Below are 21998 nucleotides of genomic sequence, written 5' to 3'. Positions count from 1 at the left end.
GGTGAGTTAGCCAAACGCCTGAATGGCCTGTTCCAGCGCCTCGCGCAGCAGATGGCGATCGTGGCGATAGGGGATATCGCTGGCTTCCAGCGGCGTTTGGATCACCACCCGGTCGGTGACGCTGCTGACGTCCACCTTCGGACCAACCACCACCGCATCGATAATTTTTTTGCCAACTACCTGCTCCATCAGTGCGAGCTTATCGGCCAGCGTCAGGCTGGCGGCGGCAGGGCTGAGCTCGCGGCCCAGGTTGCCGATATAGACCATTGGTGCCGGGGTACGGCGCAGGGCGCGGGCGATATCATCCAGCAGCAGAATCGGCATCAGGCTGGTGTAGAAACTGCCAGGGCCAATCAGGATCAGGTCCGCCTCGGCGATGGCTTCTACCGCCTCGCGGGGCGCGCTCACTTTTGGGGTGAGCATCAGCTCTTTTAGCGGCTGAGTTAGCTGATCGATATTGACCTCACCGTAGACTTCATGGCCTTCGTGATCGAGCGCCATCAAATCGACCGGCATTTCCGACATTGGGATTAACAATGCATCCACTTTTAGCAGGTTGCGAATTAAATTGATCGCTTCCAGAGGCCGCACGCTAAGGTGATCCAGCGCCTTTAACATCAGATTTCCGAGGTTATGCCCGGAAAGTTCGCCATTACCGCCAAAACGATACTCAAACATGGCGGATGCGACGCTGGGTTCGGTAATTAACTGATTAAGACAGTTGCGCATATCGCCCCAGGCGATACCGCCTTCGGCACGGCGGATACGGCCGGTAGAGCCGCCGTTGTCGGTGGTGGTGACCACGCCGGTCAGGCGTGAGCCGAGCGAGGCCAGCGATGACATGACTCGGCCCAGCCCGTGGCCGCCGCCGAGAGCCACAACACGATCGAGATCGGCAAAAGTGCGATTGCGCATACAAATTCCCTGTTTCACATTTACCGCGCTACAGTAGCGCAACTACCCCTAAAAGACGATGCCGCACGGGCGACAAAATGATGCACGTCAATGCAAAAACGCTATTTTTGCGTATTCTGGTGCGAAATGCAGGATAACACCGCTATATATTAAATTATATAGCGAAATGTAGAGTCTGGCGAAAGGGAAGCTAACGCGCTACTATCCTCAGTACTCACTCCGGCACTGCCGGAGTAACACACTTAGCCTTATGTACCTAAGTCGCAAGATACGGTGCTTTGGCCGTGGCCCTGAGCCACCAGGGTGTCGGAAGAAATGACGACATCTCCCGATTTGGAAAGGTGTCTATGGAATCGCTTCTTACCGATGCGTTTGCGCGTAAGTTTTATTACTTACGCCTTTCGATCACCGACGTGTGCAATTTTCGTTGCACCTACTGCCTGCCGGACGGCTATCGTCCCGGCCACGTCACCAATAACGGCTTTCTCAGTGTAGATGAAGTTCGCCGCGTGACCCGCGCCTTTGCCGGCATGGGCACGGAAAAAGTGCGCCTGACCGGCGGGGAACCCTCCCTGCGCCGTGATTTCAGCGAGATCATCGCCGCCGTACGCGAAAACCCGGCGATTCGTCAGATTGCGGTGACCACCAACGGCTACCGGCTGGCGCGTGATGTTGCCCAGTGGCGCGACGCCGGGCTGACCGCGCTGAACGTCAGCGTCGATAGCCTCGACGCCCGCCAGTTTCATGCCATTACCGGACAGGATAAATTCCGCCAGGTGATGGACGGTATCGACGCGGCGTTCGACGCCGGTTTTGACAAGGTGAAAGTCAACACCGTCCTGATGCGCGACGTCAACCATCACCAGCTTGATACCTTCCTGGCGTGGATCAAACCGCGCGCCATTCAACTACGCTTTATCGAACTGATGGAAACCGGCGACGGCGGGGAGCTGTTCCGCAAACATCATCTCTCCGGAATGGTGGTGCGCGATGAGCTGCTGCGCCGCGGCTGGATACGTCAGCTTCGCCAGCGCAGCGACGGACCGGCCCAGGTCTTCTGTCACCCGGACTACGCGGGCGAGATAGGCCTTATCATGCCTTACGAAAAAGATTTCTGCGCCAGCTGTAACCGCCTGCGCGTCTCGTCGGTGGGCAAGCTGCACCTGTGCCTGTTTGGCGACGGTGGGGTGGATCTGCGCGACCTGCTGAGCGACGACGCCCAGCAGCAGGCGTTACAGGAGCGTATTGCCGGTGCGCTGCAGCAGAAGAAGCAGACCCACTTCCTGCACCAGGGTGATACGGGCATTACGCAGAATCTTTCGTATATCGGCGGCTAATTAAGGAGAATTGTAATGAGTCAGGTTAGTGCAGAATTTATTGCCACCCGTGTCGCTATCTTAACCATCTCCAGCCGTCGCGGCGAAGAGGATGATACCTCCGGTCACTGGCTGCGTGATGCGGCGCAGGAAGCCGGTCATACGGTCGTCGATAAGGCGATAGTGAAAGAGAACCGCTACGCCATTCGGGCCCAGGTTTCTGCGTGGATCGCCAGCGACAACGTGCAGGTGGTGCTGATTAACGGTGGCACCGGGCTGACCGACGGCGATCAGGCGCCCGAAGCGCTACTGCCGCTGTTTGACCGGGAAATCGAAGGCTTCGGTGAAGTCTTTCGTATGCTCTCCTTTGAGGAGATTGGTACCTCGACGCTGCAGTCCCGCGCGCTGGCCGGTATCGCCAACCGGACGCTGATTTTTGTCATGCCCGGATCAACCAAAGCGTGCCGCACCGCGTGGGAAAATATTATCGCCCCGCAGCTGGATGCGCGGACCCGCCCCTGTAATTTTCATCCCCATCTGAAGAAATAAGCTATGTCGCAACTGACCCATATTAACGCAGCCGGTGACGCCCATATGGTCGATGTCTCGGCGAAAAACGAGACCGTTCGCGAAGCGCGGGCCGAAGCCTTTGTCACCATGCGGGCGGAAACCCTGGCGATGATTGTCGACGGCCAGCACCACAAAGGCGACGTGTTCGCCACCGCGCGTATCGCCGGGATCCAGGCCGCCAAGCGGACCTGGGAGCTGATCCCCCTGTGCCATCCGCTGCTGCTGAGCAAGGTCGAGGTCCAGCTGGAGGCCGAGACGGAACATAACCGGGTGCGTATCACCGCCGTCTGCCGCCTGAGCGGTAAAACCGGCGTTGAGATGGAGGCCCTGACCGCCGCATCGGTGGCGGCCCTGACCATCTACGATATGTGCAAGGCGGTGCAGAAGGATATGGTGATTGGTCCGGTGCGCCTGCTGGAAAAAAGCGGCGGCAAATCCGGCGATTTTAGGGTGGACGCGCATGATTAACGTTATCTTTTTTGCCCAGGTCCGCGAACTGGTGGGCACCGACACCCTGGCCGTCGAGGCCGGGTTTGACACGGTTGAGGCGCTGCGTCGCCATCTGAGCGCCCGCAGCGACCGCTGGGCGCTGGCGCTGGAAGACGGCAAGCTGCTGGCGGCGGTCAACCAGACCCTGGTCAGCCTCGACCATCCGCTAAACGACGGGGATGAAGTCGCCTTCTTCCCGCCGGTTACGGGAGGTTAACATGGCTGAAACCCGTATTCGCGTCGGCCAGGCGCGCTTCAGCGTCGGGGAAGAGTACCCGTGGCTGGCAGAGCGTGACGAAGACGGCGCGGTCGTCACCTTTACCGGCAAAGTGCGCAACCATAACCTGGGCGACAGCGTGAAGGCGCTGACCCTGGAGCACTATCCGGGCATGACGGAAAAAACGCTGGCGGAGATCGTCGAAGAGGCCCGCCGCCGCTGGCCGCTGGGCAGGGTGACGGTGATCCACCGCATCGGCGAACTCTGGCCGGGCGAGGAGATTGTTTTCGTCGGCGTTACCAGCGCCCACCGCAGCAGCGCCTTTGAGGCCGGGGAGTTTATTATGGACTACCTGAAAACCCGGGCGCCTTTCTGGAAGCGTGAAGCAACGCCGGAAGGCGACCGCTGGGTTGAGGCGCGTGAAAGTGACCAAAAGGCAGCAACGCGTTGGTAATAGGTTTAGGCGGATGTGTTAATCTTATTAACGTGTAATCCCTTTCAACTGAGGAGTAAGTCATGGACCGATTTCCACGTTCAGATTCGATAGTGCAGAATGCCCGCTCCGGGCTGCAGACCTATATGGCTCAGGTATACGGCTGGATGACCTGCGGCCTGGTGCTGACCGCCTTTATTGCCTGGTACGCAGCCGGTTCACAGGCGATTATGGAGTTTGTCTTCTCCAGCCGGATCACCTTCTTTGGCCTGATTATCGCCCAACTGGGGCTGGTATTTGTGCTTGCCGGGATGGTACAGCGCCTGAGCGCCGGGATGGCCACCACCCTGTTTATGCTCTATTCCGCACTGACCGGGCTGACGCTTTCCAGTATCTTCCTCGTCTACAGCCTGCCGTCCATCGGCAGTACCTTTATCGTCACGGCCGGGATGTTCGGTGCCATGAGCCTCTACGGCTACACCACCAAACGCGACCTCAGCAGCTGGGGCAACCTGCTGTTTATGGGCCTGATTGGGATTATCCTGGCGTCGCTGGTGAACTTCTGGCTGAAAAGTGAAGCGCTGATGTGGGCCGTGACCTATATCGGGGTCGTCATCTTTGTCGGTCTGACCGCCTACGACACCCAGAAGCTGAAGAATATCGGTGAGAATATTGACGTGCGCGATGCCAGCACCCTGCGTAAATACTCCATTCTCGGTGCGCTGACCCTGTATCTGGACTTTATCAACCTGTTCCTGATGCTGCTGCGTATTCTGGGCAATCGTCGCTGATAACTCCGTTTCTCTCTCCCGGTGATGCGAATGCATTTCCCGGGAGAGGGAATATTATTTTTCTGCCATCGCTTTTTTATATTCAAAGGTGCCATCCCAGTCGGGAAGTTTTTCTGGTGGTAAAGGGACTATTTTATCTATGTCGGGGAATCGGGCTGAAGGGTTAAAATTAATTTCTGCTTTAATCTTAGTGTAACGACGAACTCGTTCAGGATCTGCGTCTAAAGCTAAATAATCAACATCAGGTTCAGAAAGTGGTGAATCGAACGCCCTGATTAATCTTAAAGCAGATAAATTATTTCCATTCTTCACACCTAGCTGATAATACTTTATTGCTTTCGAGTAATCTTTGGTTTTTAACAGATGAAACCATCCGGCTAACCAGTCTGCGGCTTCTCCATTCCCCTGGCTTGCTGCACAATCCAGCATCGCCTCACCAATTTTCGGATTGAAAGCCGGGTTCTTTTTAAAATGAACCCTAAGCGTTTTAGGCTCGGTATAATCTTCAAACTGTTCGGTCAGAAAAAGCTGGCCCAGATAGTTCTGCGCCTCCGGGTTACCCAGATCGGCGGCTTTACGAAAATAGGCTAATGCCGTAGTTTTATCCCTTTTAACACCATAGCCGCGTTCAAGATAGTGCCCCATCAGATAGTAGCCTGCGGGGATATTAATCTGCATCATTCGTTCAGTAATCGCGACAACTTCCTCCTGAGGGGGCTTCCCTTTTACTGGCGCTGCAAGTCTTCGGGTCAACATATTCTGAAGATTTATCATGGCCTTATAATGGTCTTTCCCTGCCGCCTGACGGTAAAGATCCGCAATCGCATCAAAATTTTTCTCGCCTGCTGCTTTTTGCATGCTGCGAGCCAGGCTAAACCAAATTTCGGCCTGAGGATCCAGAGGGGGAAGGTGCTCGGCTTCTGTTGTACAGCTAAATGACAGGGTAATATCCTGTGGTTTCGACTCTTTTTCATTATTACAGCCGGTTAAAGCCCATAGGATTGTGACGGCACAGAGATACCGTATTTGATAATTCATTAATTCTTACCCTCCAGCGGTACTTTTTTATATTCAAAAGTGCCATCCCAGTCGGGAAGTTTTTCTGGTGGTAAAGGGACTATTTTATCGATATCGGGGAATCTCGATGAAGAATTTAATTTTATCTCATTATACATTGATTTATATCTAAAAATACGTTCAGGATCTTTTTCAACACCGAGGTAGCTGCCTTTATCATCTGGCCTTGGGGAGTTAAATGCTGAGATTAATGTCATGACAGATAATTTATTACCATATCGAGCAGCTAGCTGATAATAACGTAAGGCATTTGGGTAATCTTCTTTTGAGATACTAAACCAGTCTGCAAGATAATATGCTGCATTACCATTTCCCTGGTTTGCTGCACAATCCAGCATAGACTTACCAATTTTTGGATTAAAAATCGGGTTGTTTTTAAAATGAACCCTAAGCGTTTTAGGCTCAGTATAATCTTCAAACTGTTCGGTTAATAAAATCTTTCCGAGATAGTTCTGTGCCTCCGGGTTTCCTAGGTCAGCGGCTTTGCGAAAATAGGCTAATGCTACGGTTTTATCTCTTTTTACGCCATAGCCGGTTTCAAGATAATGTCCCATCAGATAGTAGCCTGCGGGAATATTTTTCTGCATCATATTTTCAACGATCTCTATGACCTCCTCCTGGGGAGACCTTCCTTTCACTGGTGTCGCGAGCCTTCGTGATAGCATATTCTGAAGATTGATCATGGCTTTATAATGGTCTTTCCCTGCAGCCTGACGGTAGAGATTCGCAATCACATCAAAATTTTTCTCGCCCGCTGCTTTTTGCATACTGCGAGCCAGGTTAAACCAAATTTCGGCCTGAGGATCGAGAGGGGGAAGATGCTCGGCTTCTGTTGTACAGCTAAACGACATGGTTATATCCTTTGGTTCCGACTCTTTTTCATTATTGCAGCCGGTTAAAGCCCATATCATTACTATTGCACAGAGATGCCGCGTTCGATAATTCATTAGCTCTTACCCTCCTGCGGCACTTTTTTATATTCAAAGGTGCCGTCCCAGTCGGGAAGTTTTTCTGGTGGTAAAGGGACGATTTTATCAATGTCGGGGAATCGGGCTGAAGGGTTAAAATTAATTTCTGCTTTAATCTTAGTGTAACGACGAACTCGTTCAGGATCTGCTTCTAAAGCTAAATAATCAATATCAGGTTCAGGAAGTGGTGAATCGAACGCTCTGATTAAACTTAAAGCAGATAAATTATTCCCATTTTTAACACCTAGCTGATAGTATTTTATGGCTTTAGAATAATCTTTTTTTAGTACATGAAACCATCCAGCTAACCAGTCTGCGGCTTCTCCATTCCCCTGGCTTGCTGCACAATCCAGCATCGCCTCACCAATTTTCGGATTGAAAGCCGGGTTCTTTTTAAAATGAACCCTAAGCGTTTTAGGCTCGGTATAATCTTCAAACTGTTCGGTCAGAAAAAGCTGGCCCAGATAGTTCTGCGCCTCCGGGTTACCCAGATCGGCGGCTTTACGAAAATAGGCTAATGCCGCAGTTTTATCCCTTTTAACACCATAGCCGCGTTCAAGATAGTGCCCCATCAGATAGTAGCCTGCGGGGATATTAATCTGCATCATTCGTTCAGTAATTGCGACAACTTCCTCCTGAGGGGACTTCCCTTTTACTGGCGCTGCAAGTCTTCGGGTCAACATATTCTGAAGATTGATCATGGCCTTATAATGGTCTTTCCCTGCCGCCTGACGGTAAAGATCCGCAATCACATCAAAATTTTTCTCGCCCGCTGCTTTTTGCATGCTGCGAGCCAGACTGAACCAAATTTCGGCCTGCGGATCCAGAGGGGGGAGATGCTCGGCTTCTGTTGTACAGCTAAATGACAAATTCATATCCTTTATGTCCTTTCCTTTATTATTATCGCAACCAGCTAAAGTCAAAATGAGTATCAATATAGGTAAGCACTGAATTTTATTATTCACTAATCTTTATCCTCCAGTGCTTTGTTATTATCTATGAAGTTAATTACCGATGCGATAAGTTCTCCTCCATCAGGGGAGGACCATTTTTTACTATTATATTCGAGCAACCTTTTCCAGCTTTCAAAAGCTAACGCAAAGTCGTTTCCTGTACAGCCCCTATTATTATTCGTATGCAACCCCCATAGCTCATTTCGCATCTTTTTAACAATATTCCCCTGGTCCGTATCCTGAAGCGCAATCGCAATTTCACTGTCAAACGCCATACTTCTCAGGTTTATATTTGCCGATCCCTGGATCAGGAAAATATCATCAATCATCATTAGTTTGCTGTGAACATAGGTGCGTAGCCGCGAGCCCTGCGGGGAGTCGGGGCAGACCAGAGTGCAGATATGCGCTTTGAGTCCGGGAATATCCTGGATATCGACCTTGCTGGCTTCCCACTGGTCATCTTTATTGTTGGGGTCCTGATTATGCACCATGGCGGTATAATCGGGCATGCGGTCGCCACGGCCCAGCATATCTAACATTTCCCAGGTGCGTAGCCCGCCAGTCACCACGTCCGGATCGGTGGTGCTGTTGGTGACGACAAACAGATAGAGATAACCATGCTCTTCAGGGTTAACCCCGGCGCAGATCAGGTCTTTGGCTCTTTTTAATATTTGTTCCGCCAGCTCGGTAAAACGGAAGTACTGGTTTTCAATATAAATATAGTTTCGGGTTCTGTTTACGCTCTCCATATACGCCTTCAGAATATCGTAGGCTTTGTACTGTGGCTGTGTCCGGCATATTTTCCCCATCACGGGCGTTAGCGTAAAGTTAAATGCGCCGTCGCCAAGGCGGTTTTTAATTGTGGCAAGACGTTTCGCCGTGGGGATAAACAGATCTTTTTTTATCGATGCGCGAGTTTCCGTCAGGGATATAAGCTGTAAGGGCTGATAATCCAGCTCGGCTTTATCCCACGCCTGAACGAAATTATCATTCAGGTGTTTTAATACCTCACCATAAACACAGGATGAGATATCTTGCCATCCGGTATAACCATCCCGGCCCTGATCCGGTGCTGCGCTATAGCCTCTCTGCCAGGGGTGTTTTTGAGTATCCCAGTATTGAGACAGCATATTGTGACCCATAACAAATCCGACGGCTAATTCCGGATCTTCATAGTCAATTAAGATCATTTTTTGATGGTGCGTGGCGCCATGCCCAAGCGCCATTTTTCGCATCAGGGAGGAGTCATCACTAATTTTATAGGGCAGTTCATCTAACCGGAAACCAAATGAAACCATATTGCCCATCGTACGGGAAAGAACTTTTAGCCCCTTGATCTTGTGATTCCATGCCCGGTAATGCCATTTCTTATCGAATTCGTACTGTTCGGCGGTTTCGTAATCGAGTTTGTTACCTTTGGCGCTTAAATTCCATATCGTTTCTCCCTTCCTTTGTGCCACCGAGCCCCATGCACCCCAGCCGGGAAAACTGGGGCCTGCAAAATTCTGCGCCGTGCCGCTAAACCAGACTAAGAGACGGACCTGCACGCCCCGGTTTGCGGCCTCTTCCAGCAGCTCGCCCACCATTTTATGTGGCCCCTGTCCTCCGCGGGTTAAATACATCGATGCCTGAAAGCCCCAGGTAATGATATCAATGCTTTTCGTCGCGCTTTCAATGGCTTTGGCAATCACGGCGAACGTGTGTTCACCACAAATCAAAGGTGCATAGGCGGCTCTGCAGAGCGGATATTCTCCCTTTTCCGGTATCCACTGTGGCGTGAGGATGATTTCACGCGTCAGCCCCGGCACGGCCGTGCAGATTTGCACTGAAGGTTTAATGTTACTCATCGCGATTGTCCTTATCTTCCGTCTGATTCAGAAACCCGTGGAATAGATCCAGCGAGGTCATACCGCGTCTTGCGGTCAGGAGATGATGGCTGTGGCTGTAACGAATGGAGGGAGTTGTACTCATACCTCAAGTCCTTTTGTGGTGAGAAAGCAGCAAAAATCCCTTTTTTTGCTGTGGGTAAAAAAAGAACAATAGGGGAATAAAGCGGCAAGGTAACTGGGGTAAATGAAACAAATTGTAAAAATGAGAGGGTTATTCTTTCTCCATCGCCCTCTCATTCTTTTCCCTCAGCTTTTTCGCCCGACTCTCCAGTCCCAGATAGCAAATCAGCGCCAGCAGCAGCGGGGTAAAGTAGTACAGCACGCGCCACGCCAGCAGGGCGGCGATAATGGTTCCCTGGGTGCTGTGCGATCCCGCCAGCAGGGCGAGGAATACCGCTTCCAGTACGCCGATACCGGCCGGTATATGCACAATCACCCCGGCAATACTGCTGACCAGCAGGATCCCCAGCACAAAGAAGTAGTCCGGTTTCTGCCCCAGCAGCAGCCAAATCGCCAGCCCCATGACCATCCAGTTGGCCGATGAGATAGCCATCTGCACCAGGGCAAATTTCCACGATGGCAGAACCAGCTTTTGCCCTTTGATGGTGACGTGCCGACGGCGGGAAAAGGCGCAAAAGCCGAGGTAGAGCGTAATCATCACCAGCAGGACGATGCCAACAATACGCAGGGTGCCTTCGTCGATATACCAGCGCTCGGGAAGCTGTACCACGCCGAGGGTGAAGATCACTCCGCCCAGCAGAATATAGCCCAGCCAGTTAGTGGTAATGCTCAGGGAGAAGATACGCGTAATGGTGCTGCCGGGCAGGCCGAGTCGGGAGTAGAGACGATACCGCATCCCGATGCCGCCAACCCAGGTGCTGAGGGTCAGGTTAAAGGCATAGCAGATAAAAGAGACCAGCATCACCTGACGTTTTGCCAGCTTATGGCCGCAGTATGACCGGGCCAGCAGGTCGTAGCAGCCGTACAGCAGGTAGCTGACCACCACCAGACCCACGGCACCGAGCAGCACGCCACGGTTATAGTTAGCAATGACCTCCCGAACGTCCTCCCAGTCTACCTTACGGGCATAGACCACCAGCAGAACGATGACGGCGATAAAAAAGAGCCCGGTAAGGATTTTTTTTGCCAGACGCCAGCGCGGATGCGATTTCGCCATCAGGGTTTGACTCCGGGGTTATCGGTTTCCATTCGATCCTGCGTTTCCATCTCCGGCTGCACCGGAGGATCGACACGCGACAGATGCGGCGTATGGGCCGGTAGCCAGCCAACCAGCGCCGGGAAATGGCGTAAAAAGTGGAACACCACCACGCTTTTGGCCAGGTTCCACCCGCTCTGGCGCGGCACCATACTGGCATCGACCGGCAGACAGTCTTTCTCAATAATGGCGGAGAGGTTGTCGCGCAGAGTCTGGTTAAATTCACGGTCGTGGATAATCACGTTGGCTTCCAGATTCAGCGACAGGCTGAGCGGATCGAGATTGCTGGAGCCGACGGTGGCCCAATGGGCGTCCATCAGCGCCACTTTGCCGTGCAGCGGACGACGGCGATACTCAAAAATCTGCACCCCGCCTTTAAACAGATAGCTGTAGAGCAGGCGAGCACCGAAGGTGACGATAGGCATATCCGGCTCGCCCTGTACAATCAGCTTCACGCTGACGCCCCGACGGGCCGCTTTACGCATGGCGTGCAGCAGGCGATAGCCGGGGAAGAAATAGGCGTTGGCGATAATCACTTCCCGACGGGCGGTGGCCAGCATTTTCAGATAGTGGCGTTCAATATCGTCCCGGTGCTCATTGTTATCCCGCCAGATAAACAGCACCTGGGCATCGCCGGGGGCGCGGTTCTCTTCCGGGCGATGGCGGCGTCGCCACCAGCGGCGGCGGAGCTGTTCGTCGGGCAGATTGGAGAGTTCAAACTGCAGGATATCCTGTACCACCGGGCCTTCCAGACGCACGGCGTAATCCTGCTTCGCCTCGGGGCCGTAGTCGGACATATGTTCTGCGGAGTAGTTAATCCCGCCGACAAAGGCGACGGTATCGTCAACCACCACGATTTTACGGTGCATCCGGCGGAACAGATTGGTCCGCATACCCAGCAGGCGCGGGCGCGGATCGTAATAGCGAAACACCACGCCGGCGGTGGTCAGGGCGTTAACAAAGTCGTCGCTGAGATCCGGGGAGCCGTAGCCGTCCAGCAGCACTTCGATTTCCACGCCCCGACGGGCCGCCGCCAGCAGCACGGCGTGCAGCTGCTTTCCGACCTCGTCTTCGAACCAGATAAAGGTTTCGAGGATCACCTTATGCCGGGCGTGGTCAATCTCCTCAAACAGAGCCGGATAGTACTGGTCGCCGTTTTCCAGCAGGCGAATGCGGTTTCCCTCGCGCCACTGACATTTCATAGGTGGATCTCCGCGCTCAGGGGGGCATGATCGGACAGATGACGCCAGTTTTTCAGCGACAGCGCGGTCGGCGCGCTGGCGTGGGCATTTTTGACATAAATACGGTCGAGGCGCAGCAGCGGAAACTGTACCGGAAAGGTGCGGGCGGGTCGGCCATTGGCGCGGGTAAAAATCTCGTCCAGCCCGGCCAGATTTTTCAGCGGATAGTTGGCTCTCTGCCGCCAGTCGTTAAAATCGCCCGCCACCAGGACCGGTTCGCCTTCCGGCAGCGTGTTAACCCATTCGCTGAGCATCTCAAGCTGGGCCTGGCGATGGGCCTCCCGCAGCCCCAGATGCACGCAAATCACGTGGATGCGAAAGGGCAGATCCGGTGGTGCGATGCGGCAGTAGAGCAGCCCGCGTTTTTCGCTGCTGCCAACGGAGACATCGCGATTCTCATAGTGCTCAATCGGGTAGCGGGACAGCACCGCATTGCCGTGATGGCCTTCCGGGTAGACCGCGTTGCGGCCGTAGGCGAAGTCGCTCCACATGGTATCCGCCAGAAATTCATAGTGGGTGGTATCCGGCCAGTTCTCCACGTGGAGTGGGTGGACCTGGTGCGCGCCCATCACTTCCTGCAGGCAGACGATATCCGCGCCGACGGTGCGTACCGCGTCCCGCAGCTCCGGTAAAATAAAGCGTCGGTTGAACGCCGTGAAGCCTTTATGGGTGTTAATGGTCAGCACTTTTAATGAAAATGAGGGCATATTCTTCCTTTTTTCATCACGATCCTGTGAAAATAAAGTGTAGTCGGCATCACAAAAAGATGCGGTGTTACGGAATTTTCCGTAAAGTCCGGTACTCTCATTCAACGACGAATCTTCTTCAGGAGAGAAAGCCATGAGGTGGCAACAACGTGTTCGTGTCGCAACGGGTCTAAGTTGCTGGCAGATTGTGTTGCATATGCTGATAGTGGCCGGACTGGTGATGGGCTGGATGCACGGGGTGCTGGTGCATGTCGGCCTGGGATTATGCGTGGTGTACGGCGTCACCGTTTTGCTGATGCTGGCGCTGCAGCGTCACCACGATCCGCGCTGGCAGGAGGTCGCAGACGTACTCGAAGAGCTGACCACCACCTGGTACTTCGGTGCGGCCATGATCGTGCTGTGGCTGCTGTCCCGCGTACTGCAGAATAATTTCCTGCTGGCCCTGGCGGGTCTGGCTATCCTGGCGGGTCCGGCGGTGTTCTCCCTGCTGGTGAAAGAACGCCGCCGCGCTTCTAAGTCATATAAGTCTCACTAATGCACAACGGGTCAGGCGATCTTACGTCGAAACATGGCGTAGGCCGCTGACCCGGTTGTTATCGCAATCAGCAACAGCGGCCATAAACTCCCCCAGACAATCCCCAGACTGGCATCCTTGAGATAGATCTGCTTGGTAATATCGGTAAAGTGACGAATCGGATTTACCCACGTCAGATTCTGCAGCCAGACAGGCATATTCTCGACCGGCGATACATACCCGGAGAGCAAAATCGCCGGCATCATAAAGACAAACACGCCAATAAACGCCTGCTGCTGGGTTGAGCACAGCGCGGAAATCAGCAGCCCAAAGCCCACCAGCGACAGGCCGTAAATCAGCATGGTGAAGTAGAACAGCGCCAGCGAACCGGCGAAGGGGATCTCATAGGCCCAGATGCCGACGGCCAGCACGATTGAGGCCTGGAAGGTGGCGACAATCAGCGCTGGAACTGCTTTACCGACAAAAATTTGCCAGGTGGAAAGGGGCGAGACCAGCAGCTGATCGAGGGTGCCCTGTTCCCGCTCCCGCGCCACCGACAGGGAGGTGACAATCAGCACGCCGATAGTGGTGATCATGGCGATCAGTGACGGCACCACAAACCATTTGTAATCCAGATTGGGGTTATACCAGTTACGCACCACCAGCTCGCTGTTATTGGGCTTCGCCTTGCCGGTCAGCAGCTCCTGCTGGTAATCATTGACGATTTGCTGGAGATAGCGGGCGGCAATCTGGGCGCTGTTGGAGTTGCGCCCGTCAAGCAGAAGCTGGAGCGGGGCGGTCTGGAAGGTTTCAAGCTTGCGGGAAAAGTCCGCCGGGAAACGCACCAGCAGCAGCGCCTTCTGGGTATCAAGAGTCGGCTGAACCTCCTGCGGACTGTGCAGCCAGACGATATGGGTAAAGGCGTTGGCGCGGGCAAAGCGCTGGCTCAGCTCGACAGAGTGGCGGCCGCTGTCTTCGTTATAGATAGCGATGGTGGCGTTGGTCACCTCCAGGGTGGCGGCGAACGGGAACAGCAGCACCTGAATCAGCACCGGTAATATCAGAATCGCCCGGGTCTGCGGCTCGCGCAGCAGGGACTGGAGTTCTTTGCGGATCAGTGTCCAGAGTCGGTAAAAAATAGCCTCTCCTAATCCAGTCGCCGTTTGGTTTTCAGCCACGTCAGGCCGATAAACATCACCGCCGAGGCAATCAGAAACAGCACGTTAACCAGCAGGACCGGGGCGATATTGCCCGCCAGAAACAGGCTTTGCAGGGTGCTGACAAAGTAGCGCGCCGGAATAATATAGGTCACCGCCCGGATCACCGCGGGCATACTGTCTATCTGAAAGATAAAGCCCGACAGCATAATCGACGGCAGGAAGGCCGCGTTCAGCGCCACCTGAGCGGCGTTAAACTGGTTGCGGGTGACGGTGGAGATCAGCAGTCCCATCCCCAGGGTGCTAAGCAAAAACAGGCTGGTGATAAGAAACAGCAGCAGGAGCGAACCCCGGTAGGGTACGCCGAGAATAAACACGGAGACCAGCATACAGAGCAGCATCGCCAGCATGCCGAGGAAGTAGTAGGGAATCAGCTTGCACAGCAGCAGTTCGGCACGGGTCACCTCCGTGGAGAGCAGCGCCTCCATGGTACCGCGCTCCCATTCCCGCGCCACCACCAGCGAGGTCAGGATCGCTCCGATCACCGTCATAATAATGGTCACTGCGCCGGGAATAATAAAATACTGGCTGACCGCCGCCGGGTTAAACCAGTAGCGCATCTGGACGTCGATCAACGGTTCGAAGGTCTCGCCCCGGTCTTCCGCCCGCTGCTGTTGCCAGGTCTGCCAGATCCCCTCCACATAGCCCTGTACAAAGTTAGCGGTATTCGGCTCGCTGCCGTCGGTAATCACCTGAATCGGCGCCTCATCGCCCTCGCGATTCATTCGGGCGGCAAAGTCCGGGGCTATCGTGACCAGCCCGCGAATACGCCCGGCCTGCATCATCTCGATCAGGGCCTGGCGATTATCGCTGACGGTGGCGTCAATCCACGGCGAGGCGGTCATGGTATGGGTAAAGTCCATCGCCTCCTCGCTGCGCTGCTCCAGCAGAATGCCCACCCGCAGCTTGCTGGAGTCGAGGTTAATGCCGTAGCCAAAGATAAACAGCAGCATCAGCGGGATGGCCACCGCGATAAGCCAGCTGCTGGGATCGCGGATAATCTGGCGAGTCTCTTTAATACAGAGGGCGCGGACCCGACGCCACGACAGCGCTCTAATGCTCATCGTGATGCTCCTTATCCCAGTCCTGAATCAGGCGGATAAACGCCTGCTCCATGGTCGGGTCCGGCGTCTCATCATCGGCGCTTTGCGCTTTTAGCGCATCCGGCGTACCGCTGGCGATCAGCTTCCCGCGATAGACCAGCCCGATACGGTCGCAGTATTCCGCCTCATCCATAAAGTGAGTGGTCACCATCACCGTCACCCCTTTTTCAACCATGCTGTTGATATGCAGCCAGAACTCGCGGCGGGTGAGGGGATCGACCCCGGAGGTCGGCTCGTCGAGAAACAGGATATCCGGCTCGTGCATCAGGGAGCAGGCCAGCGCCAGCCGCTGCTTAAAGCCCAGGGGGAGATCGTCCGTGGCGTGGCGGGCGATGCTGGTCAGGCCGAAGGCGTCGCTCATGCTGGCGATTTTGTCGTTCTGCACCCGGCCGCGCAGGCCGTAAACGCCGGAGAAGAAACGCAGATTCTGCTCCACGGTCAGATTGCCGTAGAGAGAGAATTTCTGCGCCATATAGCCAAGATGCTGGCGGGCTTTACCGGAGCCGACCTTTAAATCCATCCCCAGCACCAGGGCCTGGCCTGCGGTGGGGACCAGCAGGCCGCACATCATCTTAAAGGTGGTCGATTTTCCCGCGCCGTTGGGGCCGAGCAGGCCGAAGATCTCCCCGCGTTTGACGGCAAAATTCACGTTGTCTGTGGCGGCAAAGTCGCCGAATTTCTTCGTCAGCGCCCGGGCTTCAATCACCGTTTCATCGGGTGTGCCTTCCACCGTGTGGAGAATCGCCCCGAGAGGCGATTCCGCCGTGCCCGCACCGCCCAGCAAATCGATAAAGGCGTCTTCAAAGCGCGGGGCCGTCTCTTCAATATAGATTTCCGGCATCCCGTCGGCATGGCGGATACTGTCGGCATCGGCGTCTTTTTTCACGATCAGCCGGACCGATCTGCCCTGAATCATCCCGTCGCTGACCGGCTCCAGCCTCAGCGTTTGCTGGAGCAACTGGCGGTTATTACGTTCAGGGCTGTTAAGCAGAAAGCAGCGTCCGGCCATGGTTTGCGTCAGGGTTCGGGGCTCGCCTTGCCACAGGACTTCGCCTTCGTTCATCAGCAGCACATCATGACACTGCTCCGCCTCGTCGAGATAAGAGGTACTCCAGAGTATTAGCATTCCGTCACCGGCCAGCTCATGCACCATCTGCCACAGCTCGCGCCGTGAGATAGGGTCCACGCCGACGCCGGGCTCATCGAGCAGCAGCACTTTTGGCTCGCCGACCAGGGTACAGGCCAGCCCCAGTTTCTGCTTCATGCCGCCGGAAAGCTTACCTGCAAGGCGGTCGGTAAACGGGCCCAGGGCGGTAAACTCCAGCAGGCGGGTAAAGGTCGCGCGTCGGGCTTCGCCCGTAACGCTGCGCAGGTCGGCGTAGAGAGTCAGGTTCTCCATCACCGTTAAATCTTCGTACAGGCCAAATTTCTGCGGCATATAGCCGAGGATCGCATGCAGGGCGGCATCGTCGGTCACCGGGTCAAAGCCCGCCACTTCCGCGCTGCCTTCATCCGGCTTTAGCAGTCCGGCCAGCATGCGCATCAGGGTCGTTTTCCCCGCGCCGTCAGGGCCGACCAGGCCGGTGACATAGCCCGCGTGCAGGGTGCAGTCGAGTTTCGCCACCGCAGGTTTATCCATTCCGGCAAAACGTTTCACCAGCCCGTGCAGGCGAATGGCCGCCTCACTCATTGCGCGATCCGGTCGGGAAACTCAGGGTCACCGGCATTCCCTGACGCAGGGTGTCGTCGGCATCGGTCACGACAATACGCAGGCGGTACACCAGGTCGGTGCGCAGGTCCGGGGTTTCAACGTTCTTCGGCGTAAATTCTGCGGTGGGGGAGACGAAGCCGATTTTGCCGTGATAGGGCTTATTCGGGCGGCCATCCGTATAGAGCAGCACGTCGCGGCCCGGCTGGGCCTGATTCAGGTTGGGTTCATCCACATAAGCCCGCACCCAGACCGGGCGGGTCAGGGACAGCGTCATCACGGTACTGCCCGCGTTAAGCATACTGCCCGGCTCAACGGCGCGGGTCAGCAGGGTGCCGTCGGAAGGCGAAACCAGCGTGGTGTCCTGCAAATCCAGCTCCGCCTGCGCCAGCCGGGCCTGGGCCTGTTCAAGACTGGCCTGAGCCTGGGTAATTTCCTGCGGGCGGTTACCGGCCTGGTACTGGTTCAGTTTATCCTGGGCCGATTTCAGGCTGGCCTGGGCCTGATCGCGGGAGGAACGGGCATTTTCCAGGTCGTTAGCCGACAGGGCGCGGCTGTTCCACAGCCCTTGCTGGCGCTGGTAGAATTTTTTCGCGTAGTCATACGCGGCCTGGGCCTGGGTCACCGCGGCGGCAGCCTGGGCAATCTCTTCTGCGCGATAACCGGCGGTCATCAGCTCATACTGCGCCCGGGCGGTGGAGACATCCGCCTTCGCCTGCAGAAGCGCGTTCTTGTAGGGAGCGGGATCTAACTGGCCCAGCGTCTGGCCGGCCCTGAGGGCATCACCCTCATCGACGCTTAATGCCTGGAGACGTCCGCCGACGCGAAAGCTCAGATTGACGGTGCGGATATCGACGTTGCCATAGAGGGTGAGGCCGTTGTCCTGTTTGCTCTGATACCAGAACCATCCGCCGCCGAGCGCGGCCAGCAGCACGATAACCAGTATGAGGATGACAGGTTTTTTCATGGCCGGGCGCTCCTTTGGGCGAGTCCTTGCAGAATAAAATCGATATGAGAGGTGATGACCTGAAAAATCAGCGCCGCCTTTTGCTCATCAAACTCGTTCCAGCCGGTGCGCAGAAGAATGGTTTCCCGCCCGAGGCGGAAGGCCAGCACCTCGCCCAGCAGGGCGTGGGTATGCAAAATGGTTTCGGTATCGTTGGCGTCGCGGTCGGTGCAGGCGGCGATCAGCCGGGTCAGACAGGTGTGCAGAGGGACAATGACCTGGTCATGCACCAGCTGGCAGGCGGCGGTTGGCGACAGCTGCTCGCGGGAGATAAATTTGCTCAGGCCGAGGGTGTTATCCTGAGTCAGGAGCAGGGTCATATTGTGACAGGCGCTGAGGATCAGCTCGCGTATCGCCGCTTTATCCAGCTCTGCTGCGCGGAGCAGCAGCTCTGCTTTATTTGCATAGGGACGGAAGTGCTCGCCGATAAAGTCAGCAACGGACTGGGCGCAGGCGAGATATAAATGCTCTTTTGAGCCAAAATAGTAGCTGATGGCGGCGATGTTAACCCCGGCGAGGGCGACGATGTCGCGGGTGGTGGCGTTCAGCCCGTATTCGCCAAACTGTTCCAGCCCGGCGGCGATCAGCTGTTTTCTGGACTGGATACCTTTTTCTGTGCTCGTTGCCATAGTCGGTTAGCTCACAAATCAATCAATCGATTGATTAAAAGTAGGTCGGGATCGGCACCCTGTCCAGAGGGTTATTTTGCAGATTAATCTTCACAGGATATTTTATGCGTCCGATCACAAAAGCTGCTACACTCCGCCCCCTTGCGACACCGTGGTTTTTGTCATCTGTTTGTTATTATCTCCCTGAAAACTACACCGGAAACGGTCGGGGCGGTTCGGAGTTGTTATGTCTTTTGATTCCCTGGGCTTGAACCCCGATATCCTGCGTGCCGTTGCCGAGCAGGGCTACCAGCAACCTACCCCGATTCAGCAGCAGGCGATCCCTGCGGTGCTGCAGGGACGCGATCTGATGGCCAGCGCCCAGACCGGTACCGGGAAAACCGCCGGTTTCACCCTGCCGCTGCTGCAGCGTCTGGTGGATCATAATCCGCACGCCAAAGGGCAGCGCCCGGTACGCGCGCTGATCCTGACCCCGACCCGCGAGCTGGCCGCGCAGATTGGCGAAAACGTTCGTGAATACAGTCGCTACCTCAATATTCGTTCGCTGGTGGTCTTCGGCGGCGTCAGCATTAACCCGCAGATGATGAAACTGCGCGGCGGTGTTGATGTGCTGATCGCAACGCCTGGCCGTCTGCTGGATCTGGAACACCAGAACGCCGTTAAGCTCGATAAAGTCGAGATCCTGGTGCTGGACGAAGCCGACCGCATGCTGGATATGGGCTTTATCCACGATATCCGCCGCGTGCTGGCAAAACTCCCGGCGCGTCGTCAGAACCTGATGTTCTCCGCGACCTTCTCCGATGACATCAAAGGGCTGGCAGAAAAAATGCTGAACAACCCGCTGGAAGTGGAAGTGGCTCGCCGCAACACCGCTTCCGAGCAGGTCACTCAGCATGTGCATCTGGTTGATAAAAAGCGTAAGCGCGAACTGCTTTCCCACCTGATCGGCCAGGGTAACTGGCAGCAGGTGCTGGTCTTTACCCGTACCAAACACGGCGCTAACCATCTGGCAGAGCAGCTGAATAAAGACGGTATCGGCAGTGCAGCTATCCACGGTAACAAGAGCCAGGGGGCGCGTACTCGTGCGCTGGCCGACTTTAAATCCGGCGATCTGCGCGTGCTGGTGGCGACGGATATCGCGGCCCGTGGCCTGGATATTGAAGAGCTGCCGCACGTGGTTAACTATGAGCTGCCGAACGTGGCGGAAGATTATGTTCACCGTATTGGCCGTACCGGCCGTGCGGCGGCGACGGGTGAAGCCCTGTCGCTGGTCTGCGTGGACGAGCATAAGCTGCTGCGTGATATCGAACGTCTGCTGAAAAAAGAGATCCCGCGTATCGCCATTGAGGGCTATGAGCCGGATCCGTCCATCAAAGCGGAACCTATCCAGAACGGTCGCCAGCAGCGCGGCGGCGGTGGACGCGGTCAGGGTGCAGGCGGCGGCCAGAGTCAGGGCCAGCGTCAGCGCTCTCCGCGCGCCGAAAACGGCGGCGGTCGTAGCGGTGCCCCGCGCAATTCTGCTCCGCGCAGCGCCGACGGCAAACCGGCGAACGGCAACGCACGTCGCCGTCCGCGTAAGCCTGCTGCGGCACAGTAAGACAACAGGGTTGAGGCCGCGGCCTCAACCCTGTTTTGCTTCTGCCTTACAGCGTCTCCCCGTTGCTGGCGATCACCTGCTTATACCAGTCAAAACTGCGTTTCTTACTCCGTTTTAATGTGCCGCTGCCGTCGTTGTTTTTATCGACGTAGATAAAGCCATAGCGTTTTTTCATCTCTCCGGTCCCGGCGCTGACGATATCAATCGGTCCCCACCAGGTGTACCCCATAATGTCGCACCCATCCTCGATGGCCTCGGCCATTGCGCGGATATGCTCCCGGCCATAGGCGATGCGGGCCGTATCATTGATCGTACCGTCCGCTTCAGGCTCGTCGGCACCTCCATAGCCGTTTTCAACGATAAACAGCGGCTTGCGATAGCGGTCGGCCAGTTCGTTGCAGACAATACGGAATCCGGTGGCGTCAATCGGCCAGCCCCAGGCGGTTTTCTCCAGATACGGGTTATCCAGCCCGACGGTACCACCGGTATCGATACGGAATTCGCCTCCGGCCTGATGCAGCACGCTGCGGTAGTAGCTAAAGGCCAGGTAGTCCGATGGATAATCGGCAATCAGCTGTAGATCGTCCTTTTCCATCACCAGTTCGATACCCTGCTCGCGGAACAGACGCGGCGTCCAGGCCGGGTAGTGGCCGTGCATCATCACGTCGGAGTAAAACAGCGAGCGGCGGCGCAGCTGCATCGTCGAGAAGATATCTTCCGGTTTGCAGGTCGCCGGATAGACGGTGCTGAGCGAGAGCATACAGCCGATCTGCGCCCCGGGAATAATCTCATGGCATAGCTTATTGGCGAGGGCGTTGGCAACAAACTGATGGTGGTTGGCCTGATACAGCTCCTGCGGGCTGGCGTCGGCGTCCACCGCGCCGGTCGCAAACGGCATCCGGTTCATATTGTTCAGTTCGTTAAAGGTCATCCAGTATTTGACCTTGCCGCGATAGCGCTGAAAAACGGTCTCACAGTAGCGGGTAAAGAAGGCGATCAGCTGACGGTTCTTCCAGCCGCCGTACTCTTCATACAGGGCCAGCGGCGTTTCGTAGTGGGAGAGGGTGATCACCGGCTCGATACCGTACTTCAGCAGCTCGTCGAACAGATTGTCGTAAAAGGCCAGCCCCGCTTCGTTGGGGGTGGTTTCATCCCCGCGCGGGAAGATGCGCGACCAGGCTATCGAGGTCCGGAAGCACTTAAAGCCCATCTCCGCGAACAGAGCCACGTCTTCTTTATAGTGGTGATAAAAGTCCACTGCCTCATGGCTGGCGTAATAGAGGTCAGGGTCAATCACCGCATCATGCTTGCCGGAGGCGATCCCGCCGCGCACCACGTCGGCAATTGACGGCCCCTTGCCGTCTTCGTTCCACGCGCCTTCGGCCTGGTTGGCGGCAATGGCGCCGCCCCATAAAAAGTGTTGCGGAAAAACAGACATAGTC

23 protein-coding genes and 1 riboswitch are annotated in these 21998 nt (G+C 55.7%); of the genes, 8 read left to right on the top strand and 15 right to left on the bottom strand.

The features are described from left to right. Positions 1–6 precede the first annotated feature (6 nt). A complete protein-coding gene (yvcK, locus tag EDF81_RS09480; protein WP_123347905.1) occupies positions 7–915 on the bottom strand; it encodes a uridine diphosphate-N-acetylglucosamine-binding protein YvcK in 909 nt (302 codons plus the stop codon). Between the two features lie 227 nt (positions 916–1142). After that, a riboswitch (molybdenum cofactor riboswitch) is annotated at positions 1143–1275 on the top strand. On the opposite strand from yvcK, the gene moaA reads away from it, so the two are divergent. From moaA to EDF81_RS09450, 6 genes are all read left to right on the top strand, one after another. Beyond that, entirely contained in the window at positions 1263–2252 is a 990-nt protein-coding gene (moaA, locus tag EDF81_RS09475; protein ID WP_123347904.1) for a GTP 3',8-cyclase MoaA, read from the top strand. Its footprint overlaps the riboswitch before it by 13 nt. A gap of 15 nt (positions 2253–2267) precedes the next feature. Then, positions 2268–2780: a molybdenum cofactor biosynthesis protein B gene (gene moaB / locus EDF81_RS09470; RefSeq protein ID WP_123347903.1), complete on the top strand. Its 513-nt coding sequence runs from the start codon at positions 2268–2270 to the stop codon at positions 2778–2780. Positions 2781–2783: 3 nt separating this feature from the next. Beyond that, entirely contained in the window at positions 2784–3269 is a 486-nt protein-coding gene (gene moaC / locus EDF81_RS09465; protein ID WP_123347902.1) for a cyclic pyranopterin monophosphate synthase MoaC, read from the top strand. Beyond that, a complete protein-coding gene (moaD, locus tag EDF81_RS09460) occupies positions 3262–3507 on the top strand; it encodes a molybdopterin synthase sulfur carrier subunit (RefSeq protein ID WP_123347901.1) in 246 nt (81 codons plus the stop codon). The genes moaC and moaD overlap by 8 nt, the downstream gene beginning before the upstream one ends. A gap of 1 nt (position 3508) precedes the next feature. Continuing rightward, positions 3509–3961 carry a molybdopterin synthase catalytic subunit MoaE gene (gene moaE, locus EDF81_RS09455; protein ID WP_123347900.1) on the top strand — a complete coding sequence of 151 codons (453 nt, stop codon included), beginning with the start codon at positions 3509–3511 and terminating at the stop codon, positions 3959–3961. 62 nt (positions 3962–4023) lie between these two features. Next, entirely contained in the window at positions 4024–4731 is a 708-nt protein-coding gene (locus EDF81_RS09450; RefSeq protein ID WP_123347899.1) for a Bax inhibitor-1/YccA family protein, read from the top strand. A gap of 54 nt (positions 4732–4785) precedes the next feature. Here EDF81_RS09450 and EDF81_RS09445 read toward each other — a convergent pair whose 3' ends face one another. The 8 genes from EDF81_RS09445 to EDF81_RS09415 form a co-directional block, all read right to left on the bottom strand. Next, a complete protein-coding gene (locus tag EDF81_RS09445) occupies positions 4786–5769 on the bottom strand; it encodes a DUF6396 domain-containing protein (protein WP_123347898.1) in 984 nt (327 codons plus the stop codon). Next, positions 5769–6755 carry a DUF6396 domain-containing protein gene (locus tag EDF81_RS09440; RefSeq protein ID WP_123347897.1) on the bottom strand — a complete coding sequence of 329 codons (987 nt, stop codon included), beginning with the start codon at positions 6753–6755 and terminating at the stop codon, positions 5769–5771. The genes EDF81_RS09445 and EDF81_RS09440 overlap by 1 nt, the downstream gene beginning before the upstream one ends. Then, a complete protein-coding gene (locus EDF81_RS09435; RefSeq protein WP_260232693.1) occupies positions 6755–7741 on the bottom strand; it encodes a sel1 repeat family protein in 987 nt (328 codons plus the stop codon). The genes EDF81_RS09440 and EDF81_RS09435 overlap by 1 nt, the downstream gene beginning before the upstream one ends. Then, positions 7741–9576: a phospholipase D-like domain-containing protein gene (locus EDF81_RS09430; protein WP_123347896.1), complete on the bottom strand. Its 1836-nt coding sequence runs from the start codon at positions 9574–9576 to the stop codon at positions 7741–7743. Before EDF81_RS09430 ends, EDF81_RS09435 begins: the two co-directional genes overlap by 1 nt. Further along, positions 9569–9700, bottom strand: coding sequence for a hypothetical protein (locus EDF81_RS24225; RefSeq protein WP_260232692.1), 132 nt, complete (start codon positions 9698–9700; stop codon positions 9569–9571). The genes EDF81_RS09430 and EDF81_RS24225 overlap by 8 nt, the downstream gene beginning before the upstream one ends. A gap of 129 nt (positions 9701–9829) precedes the next feature. Continuing rightward, the gene (locus EDF81_RS09425; RefSeq protein ID WP_123347895.1) at positions 9830–10795 is read right to left on the bottom strand and encodes a YbhN family protein; all 966 of its coding nucleotides are present in this window, start codon (positions 10793–10795) and stop codon (positions 9830–9832) included. Then, positions 10795–12036, bottom strand: a complete 1242-nt coding sequence (gene clsB, locus EDF81_RS09420) for a cardiolipin synthase ClsB (RefSeq protein WP_123347894.1) — start codon at positions 12034–12036, stop codon at positions 10795–10797. Before clsB ends, EDF81_RS09425 begins: the two co-directional genes overlap by 1 nt. Next, positions 12033–12782, bottom strand: a complete 750-nt coding sequence (locus tag EDF81_RS09415; protein WP_123347893.1) for an endonuclease/exonuclease/phosphatase family protein — start codon at positions 12780–12782, stop codon at positions 12033–12035. Before EDF81_RS09415 ends, clsB begins: the two co-directional genes overlap by 4 nt. 133 nt (positions 12783–12915) lie before the next feature. Between EDF81_RS09415 and EDF81_RS09410 the strand changes: the two genes are divergently transcribed. Beyond that, positions 12916–13317, top strand: coding sequence for a YbhQ family protein (locus EDF81_RS09410; RefSeq protein WP_123347892.1), 402 nt, complete (start codon positions 12916–12918; stop codon positions 13315–13317). An 11-nt stretch (positions 13318–13328) separates the two neighbouring features. Here EDF81_RS09410 and EDF81_RS09405 read toward each other — a convergent pair whose 3' ends face one another. The 5 genes from EDF81_RS09405 to cecR are packed head-to-tail and all read right to left on the bottom strand — an operon-like array spanning position 13329 to position 18959. Further along, positions 13329–14435 (bottom strand): ABC transporter permease, encoded by a 1107-nt coding sequence (locus EDF81_RS09405; protein ID WP_123349019.1) that lies wholly within the window; start codon positions 14433–14435, stop codon positions 13329–13331. An 8-nt stretch (positions 14436–14443) separates the two neighbouring features. Continuing rightward, positions 14444–15577: an ABC transporter permease gene (locus EDF81_RS09400; RefSeq protein ID WP_123347891.1), complete on the bottom strand. Its 1134-nt coding sequence runs from the start codon at positions 15575–15577 to the stop codon at positions 14444–14446. After that, positions 15567–17306, bottom strand: coding sequence for an ATP-binding cassette domain-containing protein (locus EDF81_RS09395; protein ID WP_123347890.1), 1740 nt, complete (start codon positions 17304–17306; stop codon positions 15567–15569). The genes EDF81_RS09400 and EDF81_RS09395 overlap by 11 nt, the downstream gene beginning before the upstream one ends. Further along, on the bottom strand, positions 17299–18291 hold the full coding sequence (hlyD, locus tag EDF81_RS09390; RefSeq protein ID WP_123347889.1) for a secretion protein HlyD: 993 nt from the start codon (positions 18289–18291) through the stop codon (positions 17299–17301). The genes EDF81_RS09395 and hlyD overlap by 8 nt, the downstream gene beginning before the upstream one ends. Further along, entirely contained in the window at positions 18288–18959 is a 672-nt protein-coding gene (gene cecR, locus EDF81_RS09385) for a transcriptional regulator CecR (RefSeq protein WP_123347888.1), read from the bottom strand. The genes hlyD and cecR overlap by 4 nt, the downstream gene beginning before the upstream one ends. A 226-nt stretch (positions 18960–19185) precedes the next feature. Between cecR and rhlE the strand changes: the two genes are divergently transcribed. Next, complete coding sequence (gene rhlE / locus EDF81_RS09380; RefSeq protein WP_123347887.1) at positions 19186–20556, top strand: ATP-dependent RNA helicase RhlE; 1371 nt, start codon at positions 19186–19188, stop codon at positions 20554–20556. 46 nt (positions 20557–20602) lie between these two features. Here the strand turns inward: rhlE and EDF81_RS09375 are convergent, their stop codons facing one another. After that, complete coding sequence (locus tag EDF81_RS09375) at positions 20603–21994, bottom strand: glycoside hydrolase family 1 protein (protein ID WP_123347886.1); 1392 nt, start codon at positions 21992–21994, stop codon at positions 20603–20605. Between the last annotated feature and the right edge of the window lie 4 nt (positions 21995–21998).

Origin of the sequence: Enterobacter sp. BIGb0383, assembly GCF_003751845.1 — a bacterium.
Lineage (GTDB): Bacteria > Pseudomonadota > Gammaproteobacteria > Enterobacterales > Enterobacteriaceae > BIGb0383.
This window is presented reverse-complemented; position numbering and strand designations above follow the sequence as displayed.